The organism is Alteromonas sp. Cnat3-28, assembly GCF_022348265.1.
Classification (GTDB): Bacteria; Pseudomonadota; Gammaproteobacteria; order Enterobacterales; family Alteromonadaceae; genus Alteromonas; species Alteromonas macleodii.
Genome location: NZ_JAKREY010000010.1, coordinates 153,349 through 174,825 on the forward strand (window position 1 = coordinate 153,349; position 21,477 = coordinate 174,825).

The 21,477-nt window shown below is 46.1% G+C and carries 18 protein-coding genes; 8 read left to right on the top strand and 10 right to left on the bottom strand.

Annotated features, from left to right (window positions below):
- Positions 1-23: 23 nt before the first annotated feature.
- The 4 genes from MHM87_RS12215 to glnK form a co-directional block, all read right to left on the bottom strand.
- Entirely contained in the window at positions 24-950 is a 927-nt protein-coding gene (locus MHM87_RS12215) for a Dyp-type peroxidase (RefSeq protein WP_014948006.1), read from the bottom strand.
- 184 nt (positions 951-1,134) lie between these two features.
- Complete coding sequence (gene ggt, locus MHM87_RS12220) at positions 1,135-2,826, bottom strand: gamma-glutamyltransferase (RefSeq protein WP_239259292.1); 1,692 nt, start codon at positions 2,824-2,826, stop codon at positions 1,135-1,137.
- Positions 2,827-3,047: 221 nt separating this feature from the next.
- On the bottom strand, positions 3,048-4,295 hold the full coding sequence (locus MHM87_RS12225) for an ammonium transporter (protein WP_014948004.1): 1,248 nt from the start codon (positions 4,293-4,295) through the stop codon (positions 3,048-3,050).
- Positions 4,296-4,327: 32 nt separating this feature from the next.
- A complete protein-coding gene (gene glnK, locus MHM87_RS12230; RefSeq protein ID WP_012516988.1) occupies positions 4,328-4,666 on the bottom strand; it encodes a P-II family nitrogen regulator in 339 nt (112 codons plus the stop codon).
- Positions 4,667-4,908: 242 nt separating this feature from the next.
- Between glnK and MHM87_RS12235 the strand changes: the two genes are divergently transcribed.
- Positions 4,909-5,763 (top strand): hypothetical protein, encoded by an 855-nt coding sequence (locus MHM87_RS12235; RefSeq protein ID WP_239259294.1) that lies wholly within the window; start codon positions 4,909-4,911, stop codon positions 5,761-5,763.
- Positions 5,764-5,812: 49 nt separating this feature from the next.
- Here the strand turns inward: MHM87_RS12235 and MHM87_RS12240 are convergent, their stop codons facing one another.
- A complete protein-coding gene (locus MHM87_RS12240) occupies positions 5,813-6,532 on the bottom strand; it encodes an AraC family transcriptional regulator (protein WP_014975463.1) in 720 nt (239 codons plus the stop codon).
- A gap of 228 nt (positions 6,533-6,760) precedes the next feature.
- Here MHM87_RS12240 and MHM87_RS12245 point away from each other — a divergent pair, with 228 nt between their 5' ends.
- The 3 genes from MHM87_RS12245 to MHM87_RS12255 all read left to right on the top strand — a co-directional run bounded on the left by MHM87_RS12245 (position 6,761) and on the right by MHM87_RS12255 (position 10,197).
- Positions 6,761-8,404 (top strand): endonuclease, encoded by a 1,644-nt coding sequence (locus MHM87_RS12245; RefSeq protein ID WP_239259296.1) that lies wholly within the window; start codon positions 6,761-6,763, stop codon positions 8,402-8,404.
- A 212-nt stretch (positions 8,405-8,616) separates the two neighbouring features.
- Positions 8,617-9,540: a DUF808 domain-containing protein gene (locus tag MHM87_RS12250; protein ID WP_014948000.1), complete on the top strand. Its 924-nt coding sequence runs from the start codon at positions 8,617-8,619 to the stop codon at positions 9,538-9,540.
- A gap of 372 nt (positions 9,541-9,912) precedes the next feature.
- Positions 9,913-10,197, top strand: coding sequence for a hypothetical protein (locus MHM87_RS12255; RefSeq protein ID WP_014975460.1), 285 nt, complete (start codon positions 9,913-9,915; stop codon positions 10,195-10,197).
- Positions 10,198-10,465: 268 nt separating this feature from the next.
- Here the strand turns inward: MHM87_RS12255 and mrcB are convergent, their stop codons facing one another.
- Entirely contained in the window at positions 10,466-12,817 is a 2,352-nt protein-coding gene (gene mrcB, locus MHM87_RS12260; RefSeq protein WP_014975459.1) for a penicillin-binding protein 1B, read from the bottom strand.
- Positions 12,818-13,084: 267 nt separating this feature from the next.
- On the opposite strand from mrcB, the gene MHM87_RS12265 reads away from it, so the two are divergent.
- Positions 13,085-14,368, top strand: a complete 1,284-nt coding sequence (locus MHM87_RS12265; protein ID WP_156085821.1) for a lytic murein transglycosylase — start codon at positions 13,085-13,087, stop codon at positions 14,366-14,368.
- A gap of 88 nt (positions 14,369-14,456) precedes the next feature.
- Here the strand turns inward: MHM87_RS12265 and MHM87_RS12270 are convergent, their stop codons facing one another.
- Positions 14,457-15,269 carry a DUF4198 domain-containing protein gene (locus MHM87_RS12270; protein WP_239259298.1) on the bottom strand — a complete coding sequence of 271 codons (813 nt, stop codon included), beginning with the start codon at positions 15,267-15,269 and terminating at the stop codon, positions 14,457-14,459.
- A gap of 194 nt (positions 15,270-15,463) precedes the next feature.
- The gene (hrpB, locus tag MHM87_RS12275; protein ID WP_343213325.1) at positions 15,464-18,160 is read right to left on the bottom strand and encodes an ATP-dependent helicase HrpB; all 2,697 of its coding nucleotides are present in this window, start codon (positions 18,158-18,160) and stop codon (positions 15,464-15,466) included.
- A gap of 156 nt (positions 18,161-18,316) precedes the next feature.
- On the opposite strand from hrpB, the gene thpR reads away from it, so the two are divergent.
- Both thpR and purU read left to right on the top strand, forming a co-directional pair.
- A complete protein-coding gene (gene thpR, locus MHM87_RS12280; protein WP_239259302.1) occupies positions 18,317-18,970 on the top strand; it encodes an RNA 2',3'-cyclic phosphodiesterase in 654 nt (217 codons plus the stop codon).
- Between the two features lie 185 nt (positions 18,971-19,155).
- Positions 19,156-20,010, top strand: a complete 855-nt coding sequence (gene purU / locus MHM87_RS12285; protein ID WP_014947992.1) for a formyltetrahydrofolate deformylase — start codon at positions 19,156-19,158, stop codon at positions 20,008-20,010.
- A 110-nt stretch (positions 20,011-20,120) separates the two neighbouring features.
- Here the strand turns inward: purU and MHM87_RS12290 are convergent, their stop codons facing one another.
- Both MHM87_RS12290 and MHM87_RS12295 read right to left on the bottom strand, forming a co-directional pair.
- Entirely contained in the window at positions 20,121-20,561 is a 441-nt protein-coding gene (locus MHM87_RS12290) for a hypothetical protein (protein WP_239244576.1), read from the bottom strand.
- A gap of 148 nt (positions 20,562-20,709) precedes the next feature.
- Positions 20,710-21,228 (bottom strand): YgjV family protein, encoded by a 519-nt coding sequence (locus MHM87_RS12295; RefSeq protein ID WP_239259304.1) that lies wholly within the window; start codon positions 21,226-21,228, stop codon positions 20,710-20,712.
- Between MHM87_RS12295 and MHM87_RS12300 the strand changes: the two genes are divergently transcribed.
- Positions 21,227-21,412: a hypothetical protein gene (locus MHM87_RS12300; protein WP_075177785.1), complete on the top strand. Its 186-nt coding sequence runs from the start codon at positions 21,227-21,229 to the stop codon at positions 21,410-21,412. The two genes, MHM87_RS12295 and MHM87_RS12300, sit on opposite strands and share 2 nt — an antisense overlap.
- Positions 21,413-21,477: the final 65 nt, after the last annotated feature.

Consider the following 21,477-nt stretch of genomic DNA (forward strand, 5'->3'; position numbering starts at 1 on the left):
ATGGCCATAAGCGACGGTTAAATTTAGGACTCAGATAACTTAGCCTGCTGGCGAATAAAATTAATGGATGGCGCGAAAAACGCAGCACCTGTTTCAGCACTGGTAAAGTCCAGCCATCTGTCATAATCGCCTTCACCGTTGCCGTATATTTGGCTGTGGAGCATCTGTTTAAATGGCCGCGCACTGGCACTACAGCTTACAAAGAATAAACCTTGGGAGGCCATATCACCGTATGGCATGCCTTGCTTAATTAGCCTTGGTTCGTCGCCATCGGGCGCAACAGTGCTTGCCCTAACACAATGCGAAGATTCAGACTGTTCGCTACTTACCAAATTGTGTTCTTGCGTGGTGCCCATCACTTGTTCTTGCTGACGGCTTGAAAGACTATTCCAGCGCCTTAAATCGTGGCGATAGCGTTGTATGTGAACATAGCTGCCACCGCTAAAATCAGGGTCATCTTCGCCAATAATGCCGACTTGTCTGCGCTTCATGCCACGTGGATTATCTGCGCCATAAAGAAAACCATTGAGGTCACGGCCATCTAAGTACCTAAACCCTCTTATTTGCTCTACCAGTTCTACATGAATACGCAACAAATCCATCACTTCAATGCCAACCGCATGGCAAATATCCAGCCTATCAGCGCGAATTTGAATGAAGAGATCGCAAGGCATGGTGGGGGCACTTCTATCATCACACTGCATATCAGGAAAAGGGGCAAGCTCAACAGGTATCAAACCGGGGTATACCTCAGCCCAGTAACCGGTGCCAATAGCGACAACGCCGGTTACCATGGCTTCGTAGTGCTCATTCTCAAAATGCTCGAATATATCCAGTACGCGAGATAGTTTGGCGCGTACGGCTTGGCTATCGTCATCAATGACGTTCAGTAGTAAATACTGTGCATGTAAATTTGGCTCAGCGCAGAGGCCTTTTTGTGGTTGTGTCATTGCCGCTCTTGTTGTTATTAACGCCTTGTTCTGACGTTTCGCTGCTGGCGATCATTCGCCGCGCTTTGTTGTGCGAACCTTATCGTAAAGTGTAGCGGCTGCTTCAAACTTTGAAACCCTTTAAAGCGAAGCAGCAAACGGGGGAACAAATTAACTCCGCCGCCTATTATTTACACTAGTGTGCTTAATAGCCCGCGGCTTGTCCATCTTTTCGCGTTTCTGAAGCGCCCAAATAGACACCTTTCTGCTCGTCCCAAGCGATGGCCTGATAGCCACCGAACGCGCCTACCACGCGTTGAAGCTTATGCCCCCGCTCCATTAGCTCTCGCTGAACGGTTTCACTGAACCCTGATTCTAAGCTCACATAGCCACCATCAGTCATCAACGCGCCCGTTGGGCTACTCGACCCACTGTGGAGTATGCGTGGAGCATCCCCCGCTTCCTGCAGATTCATTCCAAAGTCGAGAATATTTACAATAATTTGTGCATGCATTTGAGGCTGAGTCCCACCGCCCATCACGCCAAAGCTCATCACCGGCTTACCGTTTCTTGTTACAAAAGCTGGAATAATGGTGTGAAATGGACGCTTTCCCGGGCGATATTCGTTAAAGTGCCCTTCTTCAAGGGTAAACATCTCACCTCTATTTTGAAGAATAAAACCTAGCCCTGGAGGTGTCATGCCTGAGCCCATTCCGCGGTAGTTACTTTGAATTAAGGACACCATATTGCCCTCTTTATCAGCAACGGTCAGATAAATGGTATCCCCTTCATAAATACCCGCATCAACGCGATTCGCTGCGCGTTCATTATCTATGAGCTTCTGGCGCTTAGCGGCATACTCTTTCGAAATTAGCCAGTCGACTGGAATATCGTTGAAGTCTGGATCCGCATAGAACTTAGCGCGATCTTCGAAGGCGAGCTTCTTGGCTTCAACAAAGGTATGGATGTAGTCTGCTGAGTTAAACCCCATTCCTTCGATATCATAGTGCTCAAGCACATTGAGAATCTGTAGTGCCGCTATGCCTTGTCCGTTGGGCGGAAGTTCCCACACATCATACCCGCGATAGTTAGCAGAGACGGGCTCTACCCACTCCGAGGTATGTGATGACAAATCCTGGTATGACAAAAAGCCGCCTTGAGACTTCATGTAAGCATCGATAGTGCGTGCGATATCGCCCTTATAAAAAGCATCTCGCCCGCCTGTTGCAATCTTTTCATAGGTCACGGCTAAGCCAGGGTTTTTAAAAACATCGCCTTTTTGCGGAACTTTCCCGTCGATAAGAAAAGTCTCTGCGAAGCCGTCATAGTGACCAATTCGCTCTTGATTCATCTGCCAGTAATAGGCAATGACTTCTGAAACAGGAAACCCCTCACGGGCATATTTGATAGATGGGGTAAGCAGCGCAGACATGGGCAGCTTGCCAAATTTTTCGTGTAGTGCAAACCAGCCATCTACAGCGCCAGGGACAGAAACGGGTAGCGGACCAAATTTTGGAATTTGATGCAAGCCACGCTCGGCAAACACCGCTTTGGTTAACTGTCTGGGTGAACGGCCAGAAGCGTTTAAGCCGACTAGCTTTTCTTCTTTTGCATCCCACACAATGGCAAATAGGTCGCCGCCAATACCGCTGCCTGTAGGCTCAACTAAACCTAACATGGCATTGGCTGCAATAGCTGCATCAACTGCACTGCCGCCTTGTTTTAAAATATCCAATGCCACTTGCGTAGCTAATGGTTGGCTTGTTGCTGCCATGCCGTTCTTTGCAATAACTTCTGAGCGACTTGCAAAGGGTTGCCCCGTTATTCTGTCATAGCCCAAACAGCTGATACTAAAGAAAGCCAGTATCAAAGGTAGAAGTCGCACACTTGCAGTCATAACCGTCCTTTTACTAAAACGTTGCCGATAATAAATCTAGCGTTAGTTTATCGATTCATAGTGTAGCGTTATTGTCACATTACGCCTAGGCTCTTTTCCTAAGCTCAATAATGGTCTTAAAACACATTGCATGAAACGAAAAAAGCCCCGCATTAGCGGGGCCTAAACGAAGTAATAAGGCATTATTGTTATTGTTGTTTCGTTGCCTAATCGAGACTCTCTTACGAACGGCTGCTTGTGAAGTCTGGGTATGCTTCCAGACCACATTCGCTCATGTCTACGCCGTCGAATTCTTCTTCTTCGCTCACACGTACACCCATAACCGCTTTAATCACTAGCCATACCACTAGGCTCACTACGAATACCCATACAAAGATAGTCGCTGCACCAATTAGCTGACCAGAGATGCTTGAACCATCGTTAGTGAAAGGTACAAGGATAAGACCTAGAAGACCTACCACGCCGTGAACTGAAATTGCGCCCACTGGATCGTCAATCTTAAGCTTGTCTAGTGCAACAATGCTAAGCACTACTAAAATACCACCAAGGCCGCCGAACAAAGTAGCTTGTAATGGTGTAGGTGTTGAAGGCTCTGCTGTAATAGCCACAAGACCGGCTAGTGCACCGTTAAGTACCATAGTTAGGTCAGCTTTACCGAATAGAATGCGTGCTACGATAAGTGCAGCAATTGCACCACCAGCAGCTGCAGCATTTGTGTTCATAAATACAATCGCTACTGAGTTTGCACTTTCAACAGTTGCAGTAGCCAGTACTGAACCGCCGTTGAAGCCAAACCAACCCATCCACAGGATAAATGTACCTAAAGTTGCAAGCGGTAAGTTTGCACCTGGAATCGCGTTTACTTTACCGTCAGCGGTGTATTTACCCTTACGAGCACCAAGCACAAGAACACCAGCAAGAGCAGCAGCTGCACCAGCCATGTGAACAATACCTGAACCTGCAAAGTCAGAGAAACCAAGGTCGCCAAGCGTATACATACCGAATACTGCTTCGCCGCCCCATGTCCAAGCACCTTCCATTGGGTAGATGAAGCCCGTCATAACAACTGCGAACGCTAGGAATGCCCAAAGCTTCATACGCTCAGCTACCGCACCAGATACGATAGACATTGCTGTTGCAACAAATACTACTTGGAAGAAAAAGTCAGCAGAAGGTGCATATGTTGCTGGCTCTTCAGCGACACCTGTTGCGCCATCAGCCATGATACCGCTTAGGAATGGACCCCAATCGCCGCCACCGTACATAATGCCGTAACCGCAAATCATGTACATAGTGCAAGCGATAGCGAATAGCGCCACGTTTTTAGTTAGAATTTCTGTGGTGTTTTTCGCTCGAACAAGACCTGCTTCAAGCATCGCAAAACCTGCAGCCATCCACATAACCAGTGCACCGCAGATTAGAAAATAAAAGGTATCTAGCGCATACCCAAGTTCAAAAGTGATTTCCATTATGGTTTTCTCCGCAAATATATCGTTGTGGCTTACAGCGCGTCGCTATCCGACTCACCAGTTCGAATACGAACGGCGTGTTCAAGGTCGTAAACAAACACCTTGCCGTCTCCAATTTTGCCTGTTTTGGCAGCGCCAACGATGGCTTCTACCAGGCGCTCTACTTGATCATCCTGAACAGCAATTTCCAGTTTGACTTTAGGTAGAAAATCCACCTGATATTCCGCTCCGCGGTAAAGTTCAGTGTGTCCTTTTTGACGTCCAAAGCCCTTCACTTCGGTCACGGTCAAACCGTCGATACCGATTTCTGAAATGGCTTCACGAACATCATCTAGCTTGAACGGCTTGATGATCGCTGTGACTAGTTTCATGAGTTGCTCCCAGTTTGTTTTGGTTATTCTGTGATTTATGGTCGTGTTTCCAACTATGGGAAGATAAACCAAGAGCCATGCCACAAATGATTAGCCAAATAAATCAAACACATACAAGCAAACGCTTCATGAACGCACAAAAATAATGCACACTAATGGTGCACTGTTAAAAATTTGCCCAATTTTGAAGCGGTATGAGGTTGCGGTAAGGTGAGAGGACTAAAAAGTGCGATGAAATTAGGATGGAACTATTCGATAGGGCCCATGGTCTGTTGTTTACTATGACGACTATCACCCCATCTTTCTTTGCGCCTGAGCGCAGCATTGAACACCATTCCGTTGCAAAGAAAACGGCGTGGCGCCCACTATTAATTTCGGGCTGTGCACATGTGTTTGGGGTCATCGTAGTGGTCATACTTTCTCAATTGGGCATCAACAATCAAAAAGCACGAGTAAATGTTTTGGAGCGAACGCCGGAGATAAGCGCCAGACTGTACTATCCCCCCGTTCCACGCCCTCCTGCCCAAGCTAAACCACAAGAAACTAAACCAATCGATGTTTCCCCTAAAAGGCAAGAAATTGAGTTGAAGCCTGACGCAACCAAAGCGACTGAAGCACTTGATAGTAAAAATGAAATTGTAGAAAGCCCTGCGTCCAAGCAGCAGAAAAATGCTGAGCCCGATAAACAGAAGGTACCCGTTGAAAGTAAGCCGACTAATACACTGCCGTCGCCCACTTTATCAAAAGACGCAAATCGGCGCGCAGGCTCGTTGAATCTGTCGGTAAAAGATGGCGCAGCCCTCTACTTTGAAAAGTATCACAGTGACAAAGTCGCTGAAGACGCAGAACAGGCAGCAAAAGCATTTCAAGAGCGTAAAAATAGTCCTGTGCTTAGCGGGCCAAGCACACAGCAAATACAAGCTAATGAAAATCGACGCCCTTCAAAACGCGTAAACTGTAGCAGTACGACCAATAAAACTTTGGCGATATTGAGTGGGATTGCTGGTGGAACCTTAGAATGCACCAAAATGGACGACCACAAACGTTTTATAGAAGCCAGAGTCAATAAACTTCCTAAAGACGAAGAGATTAACTAGTTGTCTCTATCAACGATTTACCGTCATGTGAGGTAAGCCCTTATCACAGTCACTTTCTTTTGAAAAACTTAGGGGGTCGCCCGAAATACGCTTTGAACCGGCGACTGAATGCTGCAACATCTTCATACCCTGTTAGCTGAGCTATACCCAACATTGGTGTATCGGTATTTCTAAGTAGTGCTTTGGCCTTTTCCATCCTCACTTTTACAAGGTAATCTCGTAAACTATGCCCGGTGGCTTCTTTAAAGCGTGTTTTGAATTGCGTTGTTCCCATGCAGGCTATCCGTGCTAACTCCACCTGTGTAAAGCCTCGGGCAAGGTCGCGATGAATATGGCTTAATACAGGAGTCATTCGCTTATCCATGCTGCATCCTTTCAAGGATGTTTCTAGCAAGGTTAAAAATAGCGCCAGTATTTCTTCATGGCCTTGGTCAGCAAACTGGCTAATTTGAATCTCTACAAACGATAAAAACGCCTGTAATGCGGACGTTACCTGAAATATCGGGTGCAACCTGTCATTTAAATTAACTGGCACATACTCCAAGTCCGCCACAATAAATTTTGACAGTTCGTTAGCGCTAAAATAATGGACCTCATTCGGCGCTATGCATACGCCTTCGCCTACGCCTACCCGCCCGCTAAAATTATCGATTTCTATCAAGATATGTCCGTTGATGGGCAGCACTAACTGAAAGTAGTTGTGTTTATGGCGGCACGTTTGCTTCGTATATGAGCGTACGGATAGCGATGGAATTGGGCTGTCAGTCATTTTATTGCTCCCAACAGTCCATAATAGGTAGTACTGATCTTTTGCCTAACTCACCGTTTATTTGCATCTATTTCCTTGCCGTTAACTCAGTACTCTCTGCCGTTAGATTAAGCACTTTTATTCATTTTGTCACAAATACGTGCAATATTTGATACGCCTAGGAAGGCGTCGAACACTACGTTTAAGGAATAAATATACATTTAAAATAAAGACAATAACGGAAAATAAATGAATATAAACTTACGTCAAATAGTCGGCTTGGCAAGTGCGTTGTTACCCGCTATCGCCATGGGTCAGGTCTCCAATGGAGACTTTGAAACATGGACGTCTGGCGCACCTAATTCATGGTCAACTATCGACTCCGGCATTAGTGTAGCTGAAAACTCGGCCTACTCATTCTCGGGAAGCAAGTCTGCTGCAGTTACCGTCAATACGACAACGCAAGGTTCAACTGACTTCCGTCAGACAATCAATGTAACCGCCGGTCAAAATTATGAATTTTCAGTGAGGCTATATCACACTGAAGGTGCTGTAAAAGCACGCCTATATGTAGACGGTTATCAAGGTTATTCTGACAACAACTTAACCGGAAACTGGCAACAGCTTACTTTCTCTTATTCCGCTACAGCGTCAAAAGAGATTGAGGTGGGGTTACGCTTTTATGATCAGACGGGCTTTGATGGGTCAGAAACCGTCTATGTAGACGCATTCGAGCCGACTACGCTTGGGTCAGGTGGCAATAACGGCGGTGGAAGCACGTGTGCTAGCCATTCAGGCGTTTTGAACTTAACTACCGACAATTACGGCAGTGAAACCAGTTGGCAAATAACTAACGCAAACAACCAAGTTGAAGCCTCTGGCAGCAGCTACGCTAGCAACCAAAGTTATACTGAAGCGGTTTGCCTTACTGATGGAGAATATACCTTTACCATTAGTGATGCCTATGGCGATGGAATCTGCTGCTCCTATGGCTCTGGCAGCTATAACTTGCTAATAGAGGGCGTGTCTGTAGCTAATGGCGGCTCTTTCGGCGCGAGTGAAAGCACCAGCTTTAGCGTTGGCACAACGAGTGGCGGTGGCAGTGGTGGTGGTTCATCAGAACTCACTGGTTACTATGCAAGTGCCAACGGTCTGTCAGGCTATACGTTAAAAACCGAGCTTTACAACATTATCAAAAATCATAATACACAAAGCTATGGCGACCTTTGGACATTCTATATTTCATACACAAGCGACAGCTACTATGAAAATGACGGCTCCATTTTGGACATGTATTCAGAAAACCCAAATGGTAGTGACGCTTACAGCTACACGGCTGGTTCTGACCAGTGTGGCAGCTATAGTGGAGAAGGCAGTTGCTATAACCGCGAACACGCCTTCCCGCGCAGCTGGTTTGGCGGTGCAGTCTCGCCTATGAATACTGATGTTCATCACGTTTTTGCAACCGACGGCTACGTTAACGGTCGCCGAAGTAGCTATCCGTACGGTGATGTCGCAAGTGCTACTTATACGTCATCGAATGGTTCCAAACTGGGCGCGGGCTCTTCTGCTTCTGGTTATACAGGCACCGTTTTTGAGCCCATCGACGAGTTCAAAGGTGACTTCGCTAGAGCGTATTTCTACATGGCGACACGTTATGAAAACGTCATTGCAAATTGGGAAACGAATAGCACCTATGGCGACGCAGTGTTGAATGGTACGAGTAATCAAGTATTTGAAAGCTGGTTCTTAACTCTGCTTTTAAGCTGGCATTCTCAAGACCCTGTAAGCCAAAAGGAAATCGATAGGAATGACGCTGCCTTCAATTTCCAGAACAATCGAAACCCTTTTGTTGATCATCCAGAACTGGTAAACAACATTTGGGGTAATTAACTTCAACATGAGAAGAGCACGAGCGTGCTCTTCTCAACTCACACTTCCTCTGAGTTCGCCTTTTCTGTTGGTGATAGCCCTGAAAATTGCCTAAAACGAATTGTGATTTATCGGCATTATTCCTGATTGTATATCACCCATGTTTTAAGTACGCTAAGCTGCTATTTACTGGGGATTACTCTAACTGTAATACATAACAAAGGATATTCGACGTGGCCGCAGCTAACTTACTTGCCCTACTTGATGATATAGCAACGTTAATGGACGACATCGCAACCATGTCGAAAGTCGCTGCGCAAAAAACAGCGGGCGTTTTGGGCGACGATTTAGCGGTAAACGCCGACCAGGTCCAAGGCGTTAAAGCAGACCGAGAGCTACCTGTTGTATGGGCAGTAGCAAAAGGCTCACTTATTAATAAAGCAATATTGGTTCCTGCGGCATTAGCCATCAGTGCTTTTGTGCCCTCTCTTATAACCGTCCTTTTGGTACTGGGCGGGTTATATTTATGTTTTGAAGGTGCAGAAAAACTGCTGCACAAATATCTTCCCCACGAAGATGAAGAAAAAACACGAGAAGCCAGAATAGAAGCGCTTACCCACGAAGATGTGGATATGGTAGCGTTTGAGAAAGATAAAATTAAAGGCGCTATACGCACAGACTTTATACTGTCTGCTGAAATTATTGTAATTGCATTAGGCACAGTGACCGATGCAACACTTACTACGCAAATTGGTGTACTAGTAGCACTAAGCTTAGCGATTACCCTTGGCGTTTATGGGCTGGTAGCGGCACTAGTTAAAATGGACGATGTTGGGCTTTACATGCTTCGCAAGTCGTTAACAGGTTCAATGAACACCCTTCAACGATTTATTGGCAGAGCGTTATTAGTTGCCGCCCCCGCATTAATGAAAACCCTTGCGGTTGTAGGCACCGTTGCTATGTTTTTAGTCGGTGGTGGCATCCTCACACACAGCATTGGCTTTTTGCACGTTATTACCGACTGGTTTACCGCACTTATCCCAGACGCATCGCTGGTTATGTCTATACTTGCTGATGGTGTTGTTGGTATTGCTGCTGGTGTGATCATTGCGCTAGTAGTGACAATGGTTTCACAATTTAGAAGTAAAGCGTCCTAGACCTACTCACTCCTTTATACATTGGCGGCGCTGCTCTTCTTTATAGACTAGCGCCCCTATTTCTGACCTTTCTCATGGTCACCAGTGTCGCTGCGCAAGTGTTAAAAAATTTGCGTTAGTCATTTTGACCACCTCTACATTAAATTCGCTAAATTTTAGTATTTCTTTAATCCCCCAATTCCACCTTCATTTTTTATCAAAAGTTAAAATTCACTAAATTCATACACTTAGCTTATTTTTACGAGTTGGCACATCCCTCGCTATAAACTAATTGTTAATTGATAACGACTTATTATCGAAACCTTTAGCAACATGATAGCTGCCACGCAGTATGTTCAAGTGCAGTGTCTAACTTAATTTTTGGAGATTACTATGTTTATCGGTCGCAAAACTTTCACTGCACTAACTTTAGCAACTAGCGTATTGGGCGCATCAGCGTTCGCTGACGACACTCAGAACAACATTGTTTCGCATACAGATTTTATCGTTGAAAGCGCCATGCATGACGTAAAGCAGAACTTGGACCTAGGCGTGACTTATGACGTGTTAACTGCAAGCCATACGTTTGAGCCAGAAGTAGAAGAAGCAAATGCATTGGTTGCTGACATCACTATTACGCCGATTGAGCCTATCAGCTCAGACGATAACGACGCATAAGGAGAATGCACATGTTAACCGCCGCAACCCTATTTATGGTGGTACTCGGACCGGTTATTGCGTTTGTAGTCAGTGCGCTGGTGTTTTCAACAGCGCGCCTATTCCTTCAGAAAGGTCACTGAAAACGCAATAAAAACAAATAGGAACCTAACCGACTACCGCTAAAAGATTTGCCTTCCCTGGGCCTTTTACTCCAGAGGGAGATAGAAAGCACGGACTGTATCCCAGCCAAGTGATTGTGTTTTCTATCTTCTTACTGGAGTTTTTTTCATCCGAATATCCGTTCCCACCAGCTTTTATCATCCTTGTCGCTGTCTTTGTCTACAGGACGGCCTGAACAATCTTGTTGAGGTGGAGGAAGCACATCCAAAATAGCCGGTACGCTTAAACTCCCAGCACATCCTGCAACCACAACCGCGCCGGTCTTGGCGTCAAAATGTGCAATGCCTAAGCCTTTTGGGAAACGCCTTGATAATGACTTGGGTGACTGAGATTTCATGTAGTTTATAAAGACGGGCAAGGCCCCTCCTGCACCGGTCAAATTAACCGGTTGGTTGTCATCATTGCCTACCCAAACCGTAACCACATTGTTTCTATCGAAGCCACTAAACCAGCTATCGCGGTAATCGTCTGTGGTGCCCGTTTTGCCAGCCATATTCACATTCCCAAAATTCCAACCGATGCGCTTCGCAGTACCTTCGGTGGTTACTTTATACAAGGCATAGTTGAGCAAATAGGTTGCTGCTTCATCGGTGCGCTGAGCAAAAAACTCCGCCTTTTTCCAAAGCAGCGCGTTATCTGCTGTTACTACAGAAGTCACCGTATGAAGAGGTATGTAACGCCCATCATTTGATAAGGTCTGGTACATTTGGTTTGTACTAAATGGTGTCAATTCAAAAGCACCAAGGGTCAACGACGGTACTTTATCTACGGGGGTGGTTACCCCTAATCGCTCTATCGTATCGGCTAGCGCATCAAGCCCTATCTGCATGCCTAAATTAACCGTAGGTATATTTAAAGACTCGACTAGCCCTTGAAGTAAAGGCACCTGACCTCTGAACTCTTTATCGTAGTTTTGCGGCGACCACGTTTTTCCATTTCGACTTTCAAGGGTAATGGGTTCGTCTTTAAGCGGCGTTGCCAAGTTAAATTGTGTTGGATCTTCTAGTGCGGTTAAGTAAACCGCAGGTTTAATCAACGAGCCTATAGGGCGTTTTGCGTCTAGTGCTCGGTTAAAGCCTTTGAACGCAAAGTCTTTTCCGCCAACGATAGCGCGTACTTCACCACTTGCACTATCTGTGACTACCATTGCGCCCTGTAATGGCACTTTCCTGTCTTTTTGCAAACCGTCTAGCGTACCCGACAATGCACTTTCAGCGCGGCGCTGGGCTACGATATCAAGTGTTGTAAACACTTTTACGCCCGAATCTCTTAAGCTAGGCTCAGCCAGAATTTCATTGAGTTCCCGACGAACCTGCTCCATGAAAGCAGGGTGTTTACCGCTTGCTAAGCTAGCCCCACTGGCGAGCCCTAACGGCATATTCACAAAACGTTCGTAGTCTTGACGACTAATTTCATTTTCATCAAACAGCATGCGCAACACTAAATCACGACGCTCTTTCGTGCGCTCAGCATATTTGCGTGGGTTGTAATAAGATGGGCCTTTAATAATAGCAACCAACGTGGCTATTTCGGGCGTACTTAGCTCGTTAGCTGGTCGGTCAAAATAGAAATAGCTGGCAAGTCCAAAACCATGTACGGCCATATCGCCATTTTGCCCCAAAAACACTTCGTTTAAGTACGCTTCAATAATTTCTGACTTGCTGTAACGGGCATCAATGATCACCGCCATAATGGCTTCTTTTGCCTTACGCACAATGGAACGCTCACGGGTTAAAAACATGTTTTTAACCAGCTGCTGCGTTAGCGTACTGCCGCCTTGAACCGTTCGTCCGGCTGCAATGTTTGCCATTAGAGCCCGCAATATTGAAAGCGGCGCAACGCCATGGTGATTATAAAAATTGCGGTCTTCCACCAGGGTTAGCGCTTTTGGCAACATTTCAGGAATGGTGTCTAACGTTACCAGCATACGGTCTTCTTGAGACCCGCTTGTCATGCGCGTTACTAACCAGGGTTCTAGCTTTGCAGAACCATACGGGCGGCCTTGCGACTTGTCATAAATTTCCCCAATACGTGCACCTTCCCACGTGATCACTAAATGACGCAGAGGCTCTGCGCCTTCTGGAAACTGAAACGCACGGCGCTGCACAGTCAGCACCTTATTTTGATAGCTATATTCACCGCTGCTGTCGGCGAAGGTTACCTTGCGGTAGCCCAGCAAATTGAGCTCGTCAATGACTTCTTGGGGCGTTATCTCTTCACCTTTGCTGATTTCCAACGGACGGGCGAAGATCTGCGCGGGAACTTCCCATTTATTTCCAGAGAACGCATGCTTAATTTGGGCGTCAAGGTAGAAGGCATAGGCCCCAAGCACAACCAAACCAATAAGAGTGACTCGCCAAAACAATTTGAAAAACCACGAGCGCTTGGCCGAGCCTTTGCCATTGCTTGATGCTTTACTTTTTGAAGATGGATTGTCTTTTGTCTGTCTTTTTGCCACGTGAAAACGCCATGAAGATCATTGAGGATGACATCGCACATATTGCGATATGGATTTAACGAACGCCTTTAAAACGTTAGTTTTAATAGTATCAACATTACCATTCAGGCCGCCTCTCAACAACTGTTTCCAAATATGCACACTCCGAATTTGTATACTTCTGAAACGTCCCATGGCGCTAGTATGTTGAAGGACTAAAATGAATTTTACTCGCGTTTCACGGTCACAATGCGATAGCATGCTGGCAAGTAACACAGGAACCGTACTATGCGCTTAGCTTCATTTAAGTCTTCTTTTTTCTCTACTCGTTCGCCTAAAGGGGCCAAGTCTTACGCCTCATTTCTTCGACCGTCACTTCGCACGTCTATGGCGCTGCTTCTCGCGGGTGCGACAATGAATTCAGCGCTAGCCAATGAACAATTCGCTAGCTGCACCGCAGCGCTTGCTGATAAAGCCAAGCAGGAAGGGGTTAGCCAGCAGACTATCGATGATGTGTTTCCTCGTCTTGTTCACCAAGATCGTGTGATTGAGCTAGACCGAAGCCAACCAGAATTTGTACAAACCTTTCCAGGGTACTTCAGCAAGCGCGTTACCGACTGGCGTACCGAAAAAGGTAAAGAGATGTATGCAAAGCACGACAAACTTTTGCATAAGCTAAGTGAAAAATACGGCGTGCCTCCTCATTATCTGCTCGCTTTTTGGGGACTAGAAACAAACTTTGGCTCTTATAAAGGCAAAATGCCGGTACTCGACTCGCTTGCCACTTTGGCTTGTGATAAACGACGAAGCACCTACTTCACCCAAGAGTTTCTTGTTGCTGTGAAATTGATGGAGCGAGAGAAGCTGCAAAAAGAAGACATGATTGGCTCGTGGGCCGGTGCCATGGGGCACACCCAATTTATGCCTTCGGCGTATACCCACTACGCTATTGATGGCGATGGCGACGGACAAATAAACTTGTGGGCAAGTGAAGAAGATGCGTTGTCTTCTGCGGCAAACTTTCTTGCCAACTTGGGTTGGGAGCGCAGCTTCCGCTGGGGTCGTGAAGTGCAACTGCCGGAGAACTTTGACTATCAAGAGTCAGGCTATAAAAATAGAAAATCTCTCAGTGAATGGCACGCCCAAGGCGTGAAAAAAGCTGATGGTTCTGAATTGGGCGAAGGCGATACTACCGCCTATGTTATTGTGCCAGCTGGTCACAACGGCCCTGCCTTTATCGCCTACAAAAACTTCCGCGTTATTATGCGCTGGAACAACTCAGAGTTTTATGCCATTGCCGTGGGTGTATTGGCCGACCGCATCGCTGGCGCGTCTGGCATTAAAGCCACGTTACCTGATCTACCTGCGTACAATCGCAAAGATATTATTGCCCTCCAAAGCAAGCTGAATGATTTGGGCTTTGATGTGGGTAAGCCTGACGGCATTATTGGCCCCGCCACCCGCGAAGGCATTCGCAATTACCAAATTAGTAACAACATGATTGCAGATGGTTTCCCAGGCCTTGAAGTGATGGCTGCACTTAATATCGACCTTGAAACGACGACTTCTTAAATTTGATATATGCTGCGCCATTTCTGGCGCGCATTCACTGTTTGGTATTTTCAGTGGCCTACAAGGTGTAAACCACTCACTTTGTTGGTTACTGAAAGTACTCAAACGTTAGGCTTGAAAAATAGGTTTCGAAATCTGCAGCCGAGCTATTTGTAAGTGGGACTCCCCAAACTGTATTCAGAATTACAGGTCCTTCGACGTCAAATTTAAATGTCGCCTTGCCCTCACTATCCGTTTTAACCGCTTGCTCTTTAGCGCTGTGACCAACCAAGGAATACGCATCGATAAGCGCGTTACTCAAAGGCTTACCTTTAAATAATACCTGAACAGATAGCGTGTTTCCTGCAAGCTTGTAAGGATGTTCAAGAGGCACTATTTCCAATGTGTGGCCAATGGGTTTTAATACGTTGTTCGTTACCGCATCGCCAACTTGCACAATGGTTTTCGCCTTTCTAGAGTACAGCTCTTTGCCGGCGATATCGTTTTGTCCCCTTGCCTCGCGGTGCGCCAATACCTCAGTTAAGCCTTCTTCTTTTGCATACTGATTAAACTTCTTCGCTTTTAATGTGCTTGTGGCGTGATAGCTTTCAAACCCTATGACGTGAGTACCGGATGGGAGCTTGGTTGTTTTTGCCATGCCCGGCAGCATTGAGGTTTTAGGTACAACACTGGCAGCCATATCAGTTACACCATCAAAAGAGTAGGTGCGCAACGCGACTATTCTATCCCATGCAAGGTTCCAATGAGAGGTATCTTCCTTATGACCCACTTTAAACTGCAATGCCAGCGAATTCGGTTCTTGAGAACGATATGCTGTGGGTTCTAGCCAAAAATCGTGAGCTTGAACGTTAATTGAAGTAGCAAATAAAAAAGCAGCAGTGGCAATACAAGATAGTTTCATTGCGTAGTTTAACCTGTAAATAAGAGTGAGGTTTCATACTCCAACTTAGCGCAAGTTTCAGCGCACGACCACTGTCGTAAAAAACATACTGTGTACGAAACTGGCATATAGGAAAATGGCGTATAGATACTACTCTTGTTTAAAATAAACAAAAATCACCTGAAAACGATGGTTCGTGTAGCCGTATCAGCGCGCTACATATGCTTTTTTGTTTTGCTGGTCGGCGATGCATTTGCGGGGTCATCTGGCCAAAAGTGCTTTGGATAGCGCCCCTTCATCTCTTTTTGTATTTCCTTATAACTGCCATGCCAAAAGGCGGCTAAATCACTGGTGGTTTGTAATGGCCTACCTGCTGGCGACAGCAGCTCACATACAACGGTAATTCGCCCACCCGCTATCGTTAATGGCGTGCCTTGAGAATATAACTCTGGCATTTTGACCGACAGCACCACATCTCCATTATCGCGATAATCCAGGCTAGCCTCTCTGCCCGTTGGAATAGTCACGTGAGTTGGCAAGAGTGTGGCTAAGGCATCTTGCTGAGGCCAAGAAAGACCATTATTCAAGGCTGGTTTCCACGGTAACTGCTTAAGGTTTTTGATGTTTTTACAGTTTTTTAAGAGGGGCGCTAAACTGTCTTTGGCCTCGTGCACGAGAGCGTTCAATGACAACGGCCACGGCTCGGGTTCATCGAAGGCTTTGTCTTGTGGCAAATTGAGCTTCCCAGCCATTGCCACTCTTCGCCACCATTGCCAGTCTGCGTCAGAAAGCGGCCAGCTTGATAGAGGAAGTGCATCAAGGTAGGCGAACCATGCGTTGCATAACGCATCATCCCAGAATGCTTTTTCACGACTTTTTTCCTGTCCAGAAACCGGTGTGCTATTTAACGTTATCTCATAAAAGCCCGTACTTACTCTGGCTTCCATTACCCCAGTATCGCTGTTAAGAATAACGCTGCGCTTTTCTTTGAACGCGTCAGGAAAGGCTAAACGCAACCAGCTTTCAGGCACTGACTGTGCCAAGCGTATTGCCACCGTGCTTTTTATCAGCTGCCCGTCGAGCACTGCCAGCCATGGTCCATCGCCATTTTCGCTCTCATTAAAAATGGACGCACTACCAGCAGCAGTGAGCTCTGCACCTTTGCCACTTGCCAGTTTGTATTCGACTATACCGGTCTTAGGCTTACCATTTGTTGTATTCGAGCTCTCTGCCGATTTATCTGACGCACTGCGCCTATAGCCCACCTGCAAAGGAAATGCGATAGCGATACAAAGCCCAAGGGCTTGCTCGTCTAGTTCGTTAATATCAGGCTTAAAGCGTTGTGCTTTTCCATCATTATTTTGCACGTAGCGCGCATAACGGGTAGCTTGCTGTGTAAGCTGACTGCGCGTGTTGCTATTGGCGTGGAGCAGCGCATCCATGACATTTGTTGCGCCACCTACACTGATATTACTTTCGCTAAGGGCCACAACAAAGGGAGCATTATGGCGAAGCGCGTCGTTTATATCGGCACTAAGTCCATCAACTCCTTGTTTAACGGTGAGTAATAAATGGGCTAAGTGAGGTTGACAAGGTAACTGGGCCAACGCTCTTCCATAGGGAGTAATACTGGATTGTGAGATAGCATTAACCCGCTGAAGCTTTTGTTGTGCAACCTGCTGCTGCGCTTGTGTAGGCTTCGTCAACAATGCCAAGGTATCTGGGCTACTGCCCCAGGCTAAGGTATCAAGCAAAAAGCTACTTAAGTCTTCCTTTTCAATTTGCGCCGCATTGTATTTGGCCAAACGCTCGAAGCTGCTTTTGCTACACAAACGATAGCAGGTTCCGGCCATTACACGCCCCGCGCGCCCCGCTCTTTGAATGGCGGATGCTTGCGAAATGCGCTGCTGGGTAAGCGCAGTTATGTCACTGGACGGATGATACTGAGCACTGTTTTCCCATAGGCTATCAATAACCACCGTCACGCCTTCAATGGTAAGACTCGTTTCAGCAATATTGGTAGATAATATGATTTTTCGTCTGCCTTGCGGGTCTGGCGTAATAGCGGCTTGTTGCACAGATTTACTTAACGCTCCATAGAGCATGTGAACGGCCATGTCCGCACTCTCAGCTAACCCTTTTATTTCTTTGGCAACAGCATTGATGCTTCCTCGCCCAGGAAGGAAAACCAAAATATCACCGTCGTGTTCGCCTACGGCCTGCTTTATGATATTGCAGGTTTTGGGTACTAACTCATGCGCCTGCACATCTTGTGTGTAGCGGATGTCAACGGCAAACATGCGCCCTTGCGTATTCAAGTTCACTACTGGCAGTACGCTATGCGCATTGAGCAACGTTTGAAGGGGTGCTACATCCAAGGTAGCCGACATTACAACTAATCGTAAGTCATCGCGAAGCCCAGACTGTACTTCAAGCGCTAGTGCCAAACCGAAGTCACTGTGAATACTGCGTTCATGAAATTCATCGAAGACAATAGCGGCTACTCCATCAAGCTCAGGGTCTTGCTGAATCATGCGAGTCAGCACCCCTTCGGTTATGATCTCAAGCCGAGTGGCAGACGATGTTTTCGACTCCCCTTTAATGCGATAGCCAACCGTTTCGCCCACATTTTCATTTAATTGCCTAGCTAAATAGTCCGCAAGGTTTCTCACCACCACGCGCCGTGGCTGCATAAGTAATATTTTTCCCTGAAGCGATGATTTCAGCAGTGACAAAGGAAGTACGGTGGACTTTCCCGCGCCCGGAGGAGCCCCTATGATGACGTTGCTAGCGGCTACAGCTTCTTCAAGCGGCGTAACGAGTTCATAAGCGGGTAAGTGAGAAAACGGCTGTAACATAAAGGGCATAAAGGTGTTATAAGTTGATGGGTATAGTGTACCTGATTTGAGCAATGCACCCGAACATCACTGCTATTTTTTTAAATTTGGCAAATAGCTCAATACTTGCGTCTTGTTTTGGAAATCGCAGGTAGCGCCATGATAAACTTAGGTTTGTATGGACATTAACGTGATGTACAAGCTAAAGGGCAAATTGGAAGGAGGAAAGCTATGCGAAGCTTTATTGGTTTAGATCTTAGCGCCACAGAAAAACTTGCTCTAGATAGCTGGCGCCAACAGGCATTGCCTGAAGTTATGCCCCGTCAATGGGTAAAAAGCGAGCCTATTCGTTCTCGAAAGTCGTCCAATAAGCGCTACGATCACACCAGTAGCCAAGGGCCTGCGCAACCGTACGCAGTGCCGGCGGCGAACTTCCACATAACGCTTAGCTTTTTAGGTGAGATAAATCATCGGCAGCACGAAGCGTTGGTGTATGAACTCGATCAGCTTGTGAGCGAACCCTTTTCTTTAACCCTCGATGCAACAGGATTATGGAGCGGCCCTAAGATACTCTTCGCTTCGCCGACAGATGCGCCAAAGGCGCTAGGTGAACTCGCCAAATTGTCGCGAAAAGCAGCCCGCAAGGCGGCGATAGAGGTAGAAAGCAGAGAATATAAGCCTCACGTTACGCTTGTCAGAAAGGCTACGTCGAGCTTGCCTCTTCCCCTTTACAGCCCCAATGTAGACGTTCACGTTTCGGCATTTCACCTTTTTGAGTCTGTCTCTACACCGCAAGGGGTAGTCTACCCTATCCGCCAGTCTTGGCCGTTAAAACACAATATGTCGGTAAGAGAAAAGCTGCGCCGAGGGATAACCGACGAGTAAAGGCAAACGCAATACCGTGCTGACTTGGGTAAACTGATGTCCATTTGACTCGCACCTTTTGAGCTTAAGACCTCATGTGATTATGAGTTATAGCAATTTAAGCTGGTTTAAAATAGCGCGTCGCCTTTACAACACATGGCGGCACAGGTAAAAAGAAAGCCTGTTTTTTTATTCAAACTGCCCAAATGCAACAAACATTTAGATTAGTAATAGACTGCCCAGACCAAATTGGGCTCGTTGCCAGCGTGTCGCAATTTTTGGCCGACCATAACGCTACCATCGTTGAAGCAAGCCATCACACTGACTTACAAACCGGCCGCTTTTTCATGCGCCATGAAATTAGCACCGACTCGCTAAAGTTAGATCATCAAAGCTTTGTTAAAGAATTCACCCCGCTTGCTAACGAATATCAGATGAACTGGAAGCTGAGCGACTCCAGCAAAAAACAGCGCGTCGCTCTGCTTGCCAGCCTTGAGTCTCACTGTTTAGTTGACCTGCTTCACCGCTGGCACACAGGCGAACTACACTGTGATATTCCGGTTATTATTGGCAACCACCCGCAAATGAAACAGTTTGCAGACTGGTACAAAGTCCCTTTCCATTGGGTAGACTTTAAAGCGTTAGGGAAAGAAGCCGCTTTTGCGCAAATCACGACTTTACTTCAAGAATACAAAATTGATTTGACCGTGCTTGCCCGCTTTATGCAGATTTTACCTGATACGCTTTGCCAAGAATTGCAAGGTAAAGCCATTAACATTCACCACAGCTTCTTGCCGAGCTTTGCAGGTGCTAAGCCTTACCAGCAAGCCTATGATCGCGGCGTAAAGCTAATCGGCGCAACCTGTCACTACGTAACTAAAGATTTAGATGAAGGCCCTATTATTGAGCAAAGCGTTAAGCGTATTAGTCACAGCGACAGTGCAGCTGATATGGTGCGTAAGGGTAAAGATTGTGAAGTAACGGCATTAGCTCATGGCGTGCGCTACCACTTAGAAGACCGCGTGATTATTCACAGAAATAAGACCGTGGTGTTTGCGTAAGTCTTTACAGTGATAAATTAAAAAAGCCCGCGAGTAAACATTACTTTCGGGCTTCTCTTTACACTTTTTTCGCTCTACACTTTTTTTGCTTTACACTTTTTTCGCTTTATTTAGACATTCTTTTTTACGTTGTTAAATCCATCATCACCAAGCACCTCTTGAAGTCTCGCTTCTATTACTGCTTCCTTATGAGGGTAGTGAAAGTCAAACCCTTTACCGTTGCCGCTTTCCAAAATGACTCCAAGGTAATGGTGAGAAAAATTAAGCGCATAGATAGTATTGGCGTTCACCCTGAGGGGTTGGCGATCAAGTCCCTGTAAAAAGTGAAACACCACAAAATCACCATCTTTTTCTATCAATTTTTCAATGGGATATCTATTGCCGAAGCGCCTGCTTCTTAAATAAGAGAAAAAGCCAATACATAGCCCTACACTGCCTAGGGTAGCCGCGAGTTTAACTTCACCTTCTGCAGTGATATTTAAAATAAAAAGAGCCAGTAGAAACACTGGAACACCAAGAAATAGTGCCTTGTCGATGGGTTTGCGTTGCATCGTCTTCCCTGTGAAATTTTGATTCCCTTTAATGACGCAATAAATCACAAAGCGGCTATGGTTTCAATACAAGCAACGGTTTCAATACGTCCACTTTCTTGTCATTAAGTTAGTGCAGTTATCGGTCTGACATGAGCTACTTTATGCTTCAAACAGGGCTGGTGCGCGTGGCACGTCTAAGCTTCATGTAATACCACAGGTTCGAGGCTGCAAACAGCGCTTCAGTAATGGCTAATCCCCACGTTTGCGTAATTATTCCGTACGCAGTGAAGTTGATGGAGCCAATGATCATGCATACCCTTAAACCCGCTTCCTTACAGTGAAGTTCACCAAACCGGTATGCCATAAAAGTTAACACCGGCATAGCTTCAACTAACGATGTTTTACCGGTTAGGTTATTCACCGTCAGCACAATAACCATCATAGAGATTAATGTAATGTAGGTTGCCACAGGAGACAGTAGTTTTTGTTTTATTAAACGATAACTGGTACTCAGCCCTGCCACCGTAATTACTACGGCTCCTCCCCACGCTTGCTCGAAAACCAAAAGTGAGCCAATAGCAATACATAACCCTAAATTCAGTAGCAGTAATTTACGTTCAGTGTTCGACCAAAAGGAGGCCAAAGCGAATGCAACGGGAAACGCGTGAAGAAGTAATTCAAACATGATGATCACAGTAAAAAAGTCAGTGGTTTACGAGCTGCGGAAGACAGCAATTCAGAACGCGCGCAGTGTAATTTCCAACCAGCGTAAAGCCAATCAAAATTTGACCAATTTCGACGAATTGCATATCAGCGCGATTTCTCTTCAAACCGCTGTGCTGCAAGGAATTACGTTAAAGAGCATTTAACTTATTTTTACATTATCTTAAGATGGTTTTTGTCATAAAACGTATAGATAAAAACAGACAGGAAA

What these genes read in the sequence shown, in the direction of transcription:
- MHM87_RS12255 (WP_014975460.1), top strand. Translation starts at nt 9,913, where the DNA reads ATGTTTATCGGTCGCAAAACTTTCACTGCACTAACTTTAGCAACTAGC.
- MHM87_RS12290 (WP_239244576.1), bottom strand. Translation starts at nt 20,561, where the DNA reads ATGCAACGCAAACCCATCGACAAGGCACTATTTCTTGGTGTTCCAGTG.
- MHM87_RS12265 (WP_156085821.1), top strand. Translation starts at nt 13,085, where the DNA reads ATGCGCTTAGCTTCATTTAAGTCTTCTTTTTTCTCTACTCGTTCGCCT.
- purU (WP_014947992.1), top strand. Translation starts at nt 19,156, where the DNA reads ATGCAACAAACATTTAGATTAGTAATAGACTGCCCAGACCAAATTGGG.
- MHM87_RS12295 (WP_239259304.1), bottom strand. Translation starts at nt 21,228, where the DNA reads ATGTTTGAATTACTTCTTCACGCGTTTCCCGTTGCATTCGCTTTGGCC.
- ggt (WP_239259292.1), bottom strand. Translation starts at nt 2,826, where the DNA reads ATGACTGCAAGTGTGCGACTTCTACCTTTGATACTGGCTTTCTTTAGT.
- MHM87_RS12215 (WP_014948006.1), bottom strand. Translation starts at nt 950, where the DNA reads ATGACACAACCACAAAAAGGCCTCTGCGCTGAGCCAAATTTACATGCA.
- MHM87_RS12235 (WP_239259294.1), top strand. Translation starts at nt 4,909, where the DNA reads ATGGAACTATTCGATAGGGCCCATGGTCTGTTGTTTACTATGACGACT.
- MHM87_RS12225 (WP_014948004.1), bottom strand. Translation starts at nt 4,295, where the DNA reads ATGGAAATCACTTTTGAACTTGGGTATGCGCTAGATACCTTTTATTTT.
- MHM87_RS12270 (WP_239259298.1), bottom strand. Translation starts at nt 15,269, where the DNA reads ATGAAACTATCTTGTATTGCCACTGCTGCTTTTTTATTTGCTACTTCA.
- thpR (WP_239259302.1), top strand. Translation starts at nt 18,317, where the DNA reads ATGCGAAGCTTTATTGGTTTAGATCTTAGCGCCACAGAAAAACTTGCT.
- MHM87_RS12245 (WP_239259296.1), top strand. Translation starts at nt 6,761, where the DNA reads ATGAATATAAACTTACGTCAAATAGTCGGCTTGGCAAGTGCGTTGTTA.
- MHM87_RS12240 (WP_014975463.1), bottom strand. Translation starts at nt 6,532, where the DNA reads ATGACTGACAGCCCAATTCCATCGCTATCCGTACGCTCATATACGAAG.
- glnK (WP_012516988.1), bottom strand. Translation starts at nt 4,666, where the DNA reads ATGAAACTAGTCACAGCGATCATCAAGCCGTTCAAGCTAGATGATGTT.
- MHM87_RS12300 (WP_075177785.1), top strand. Translation starts at nt 21,227, where the DNA reads ATGATGATCACAGTAAAAAAGTCAGTGGTTTACGAGCTGCGGAAGACA.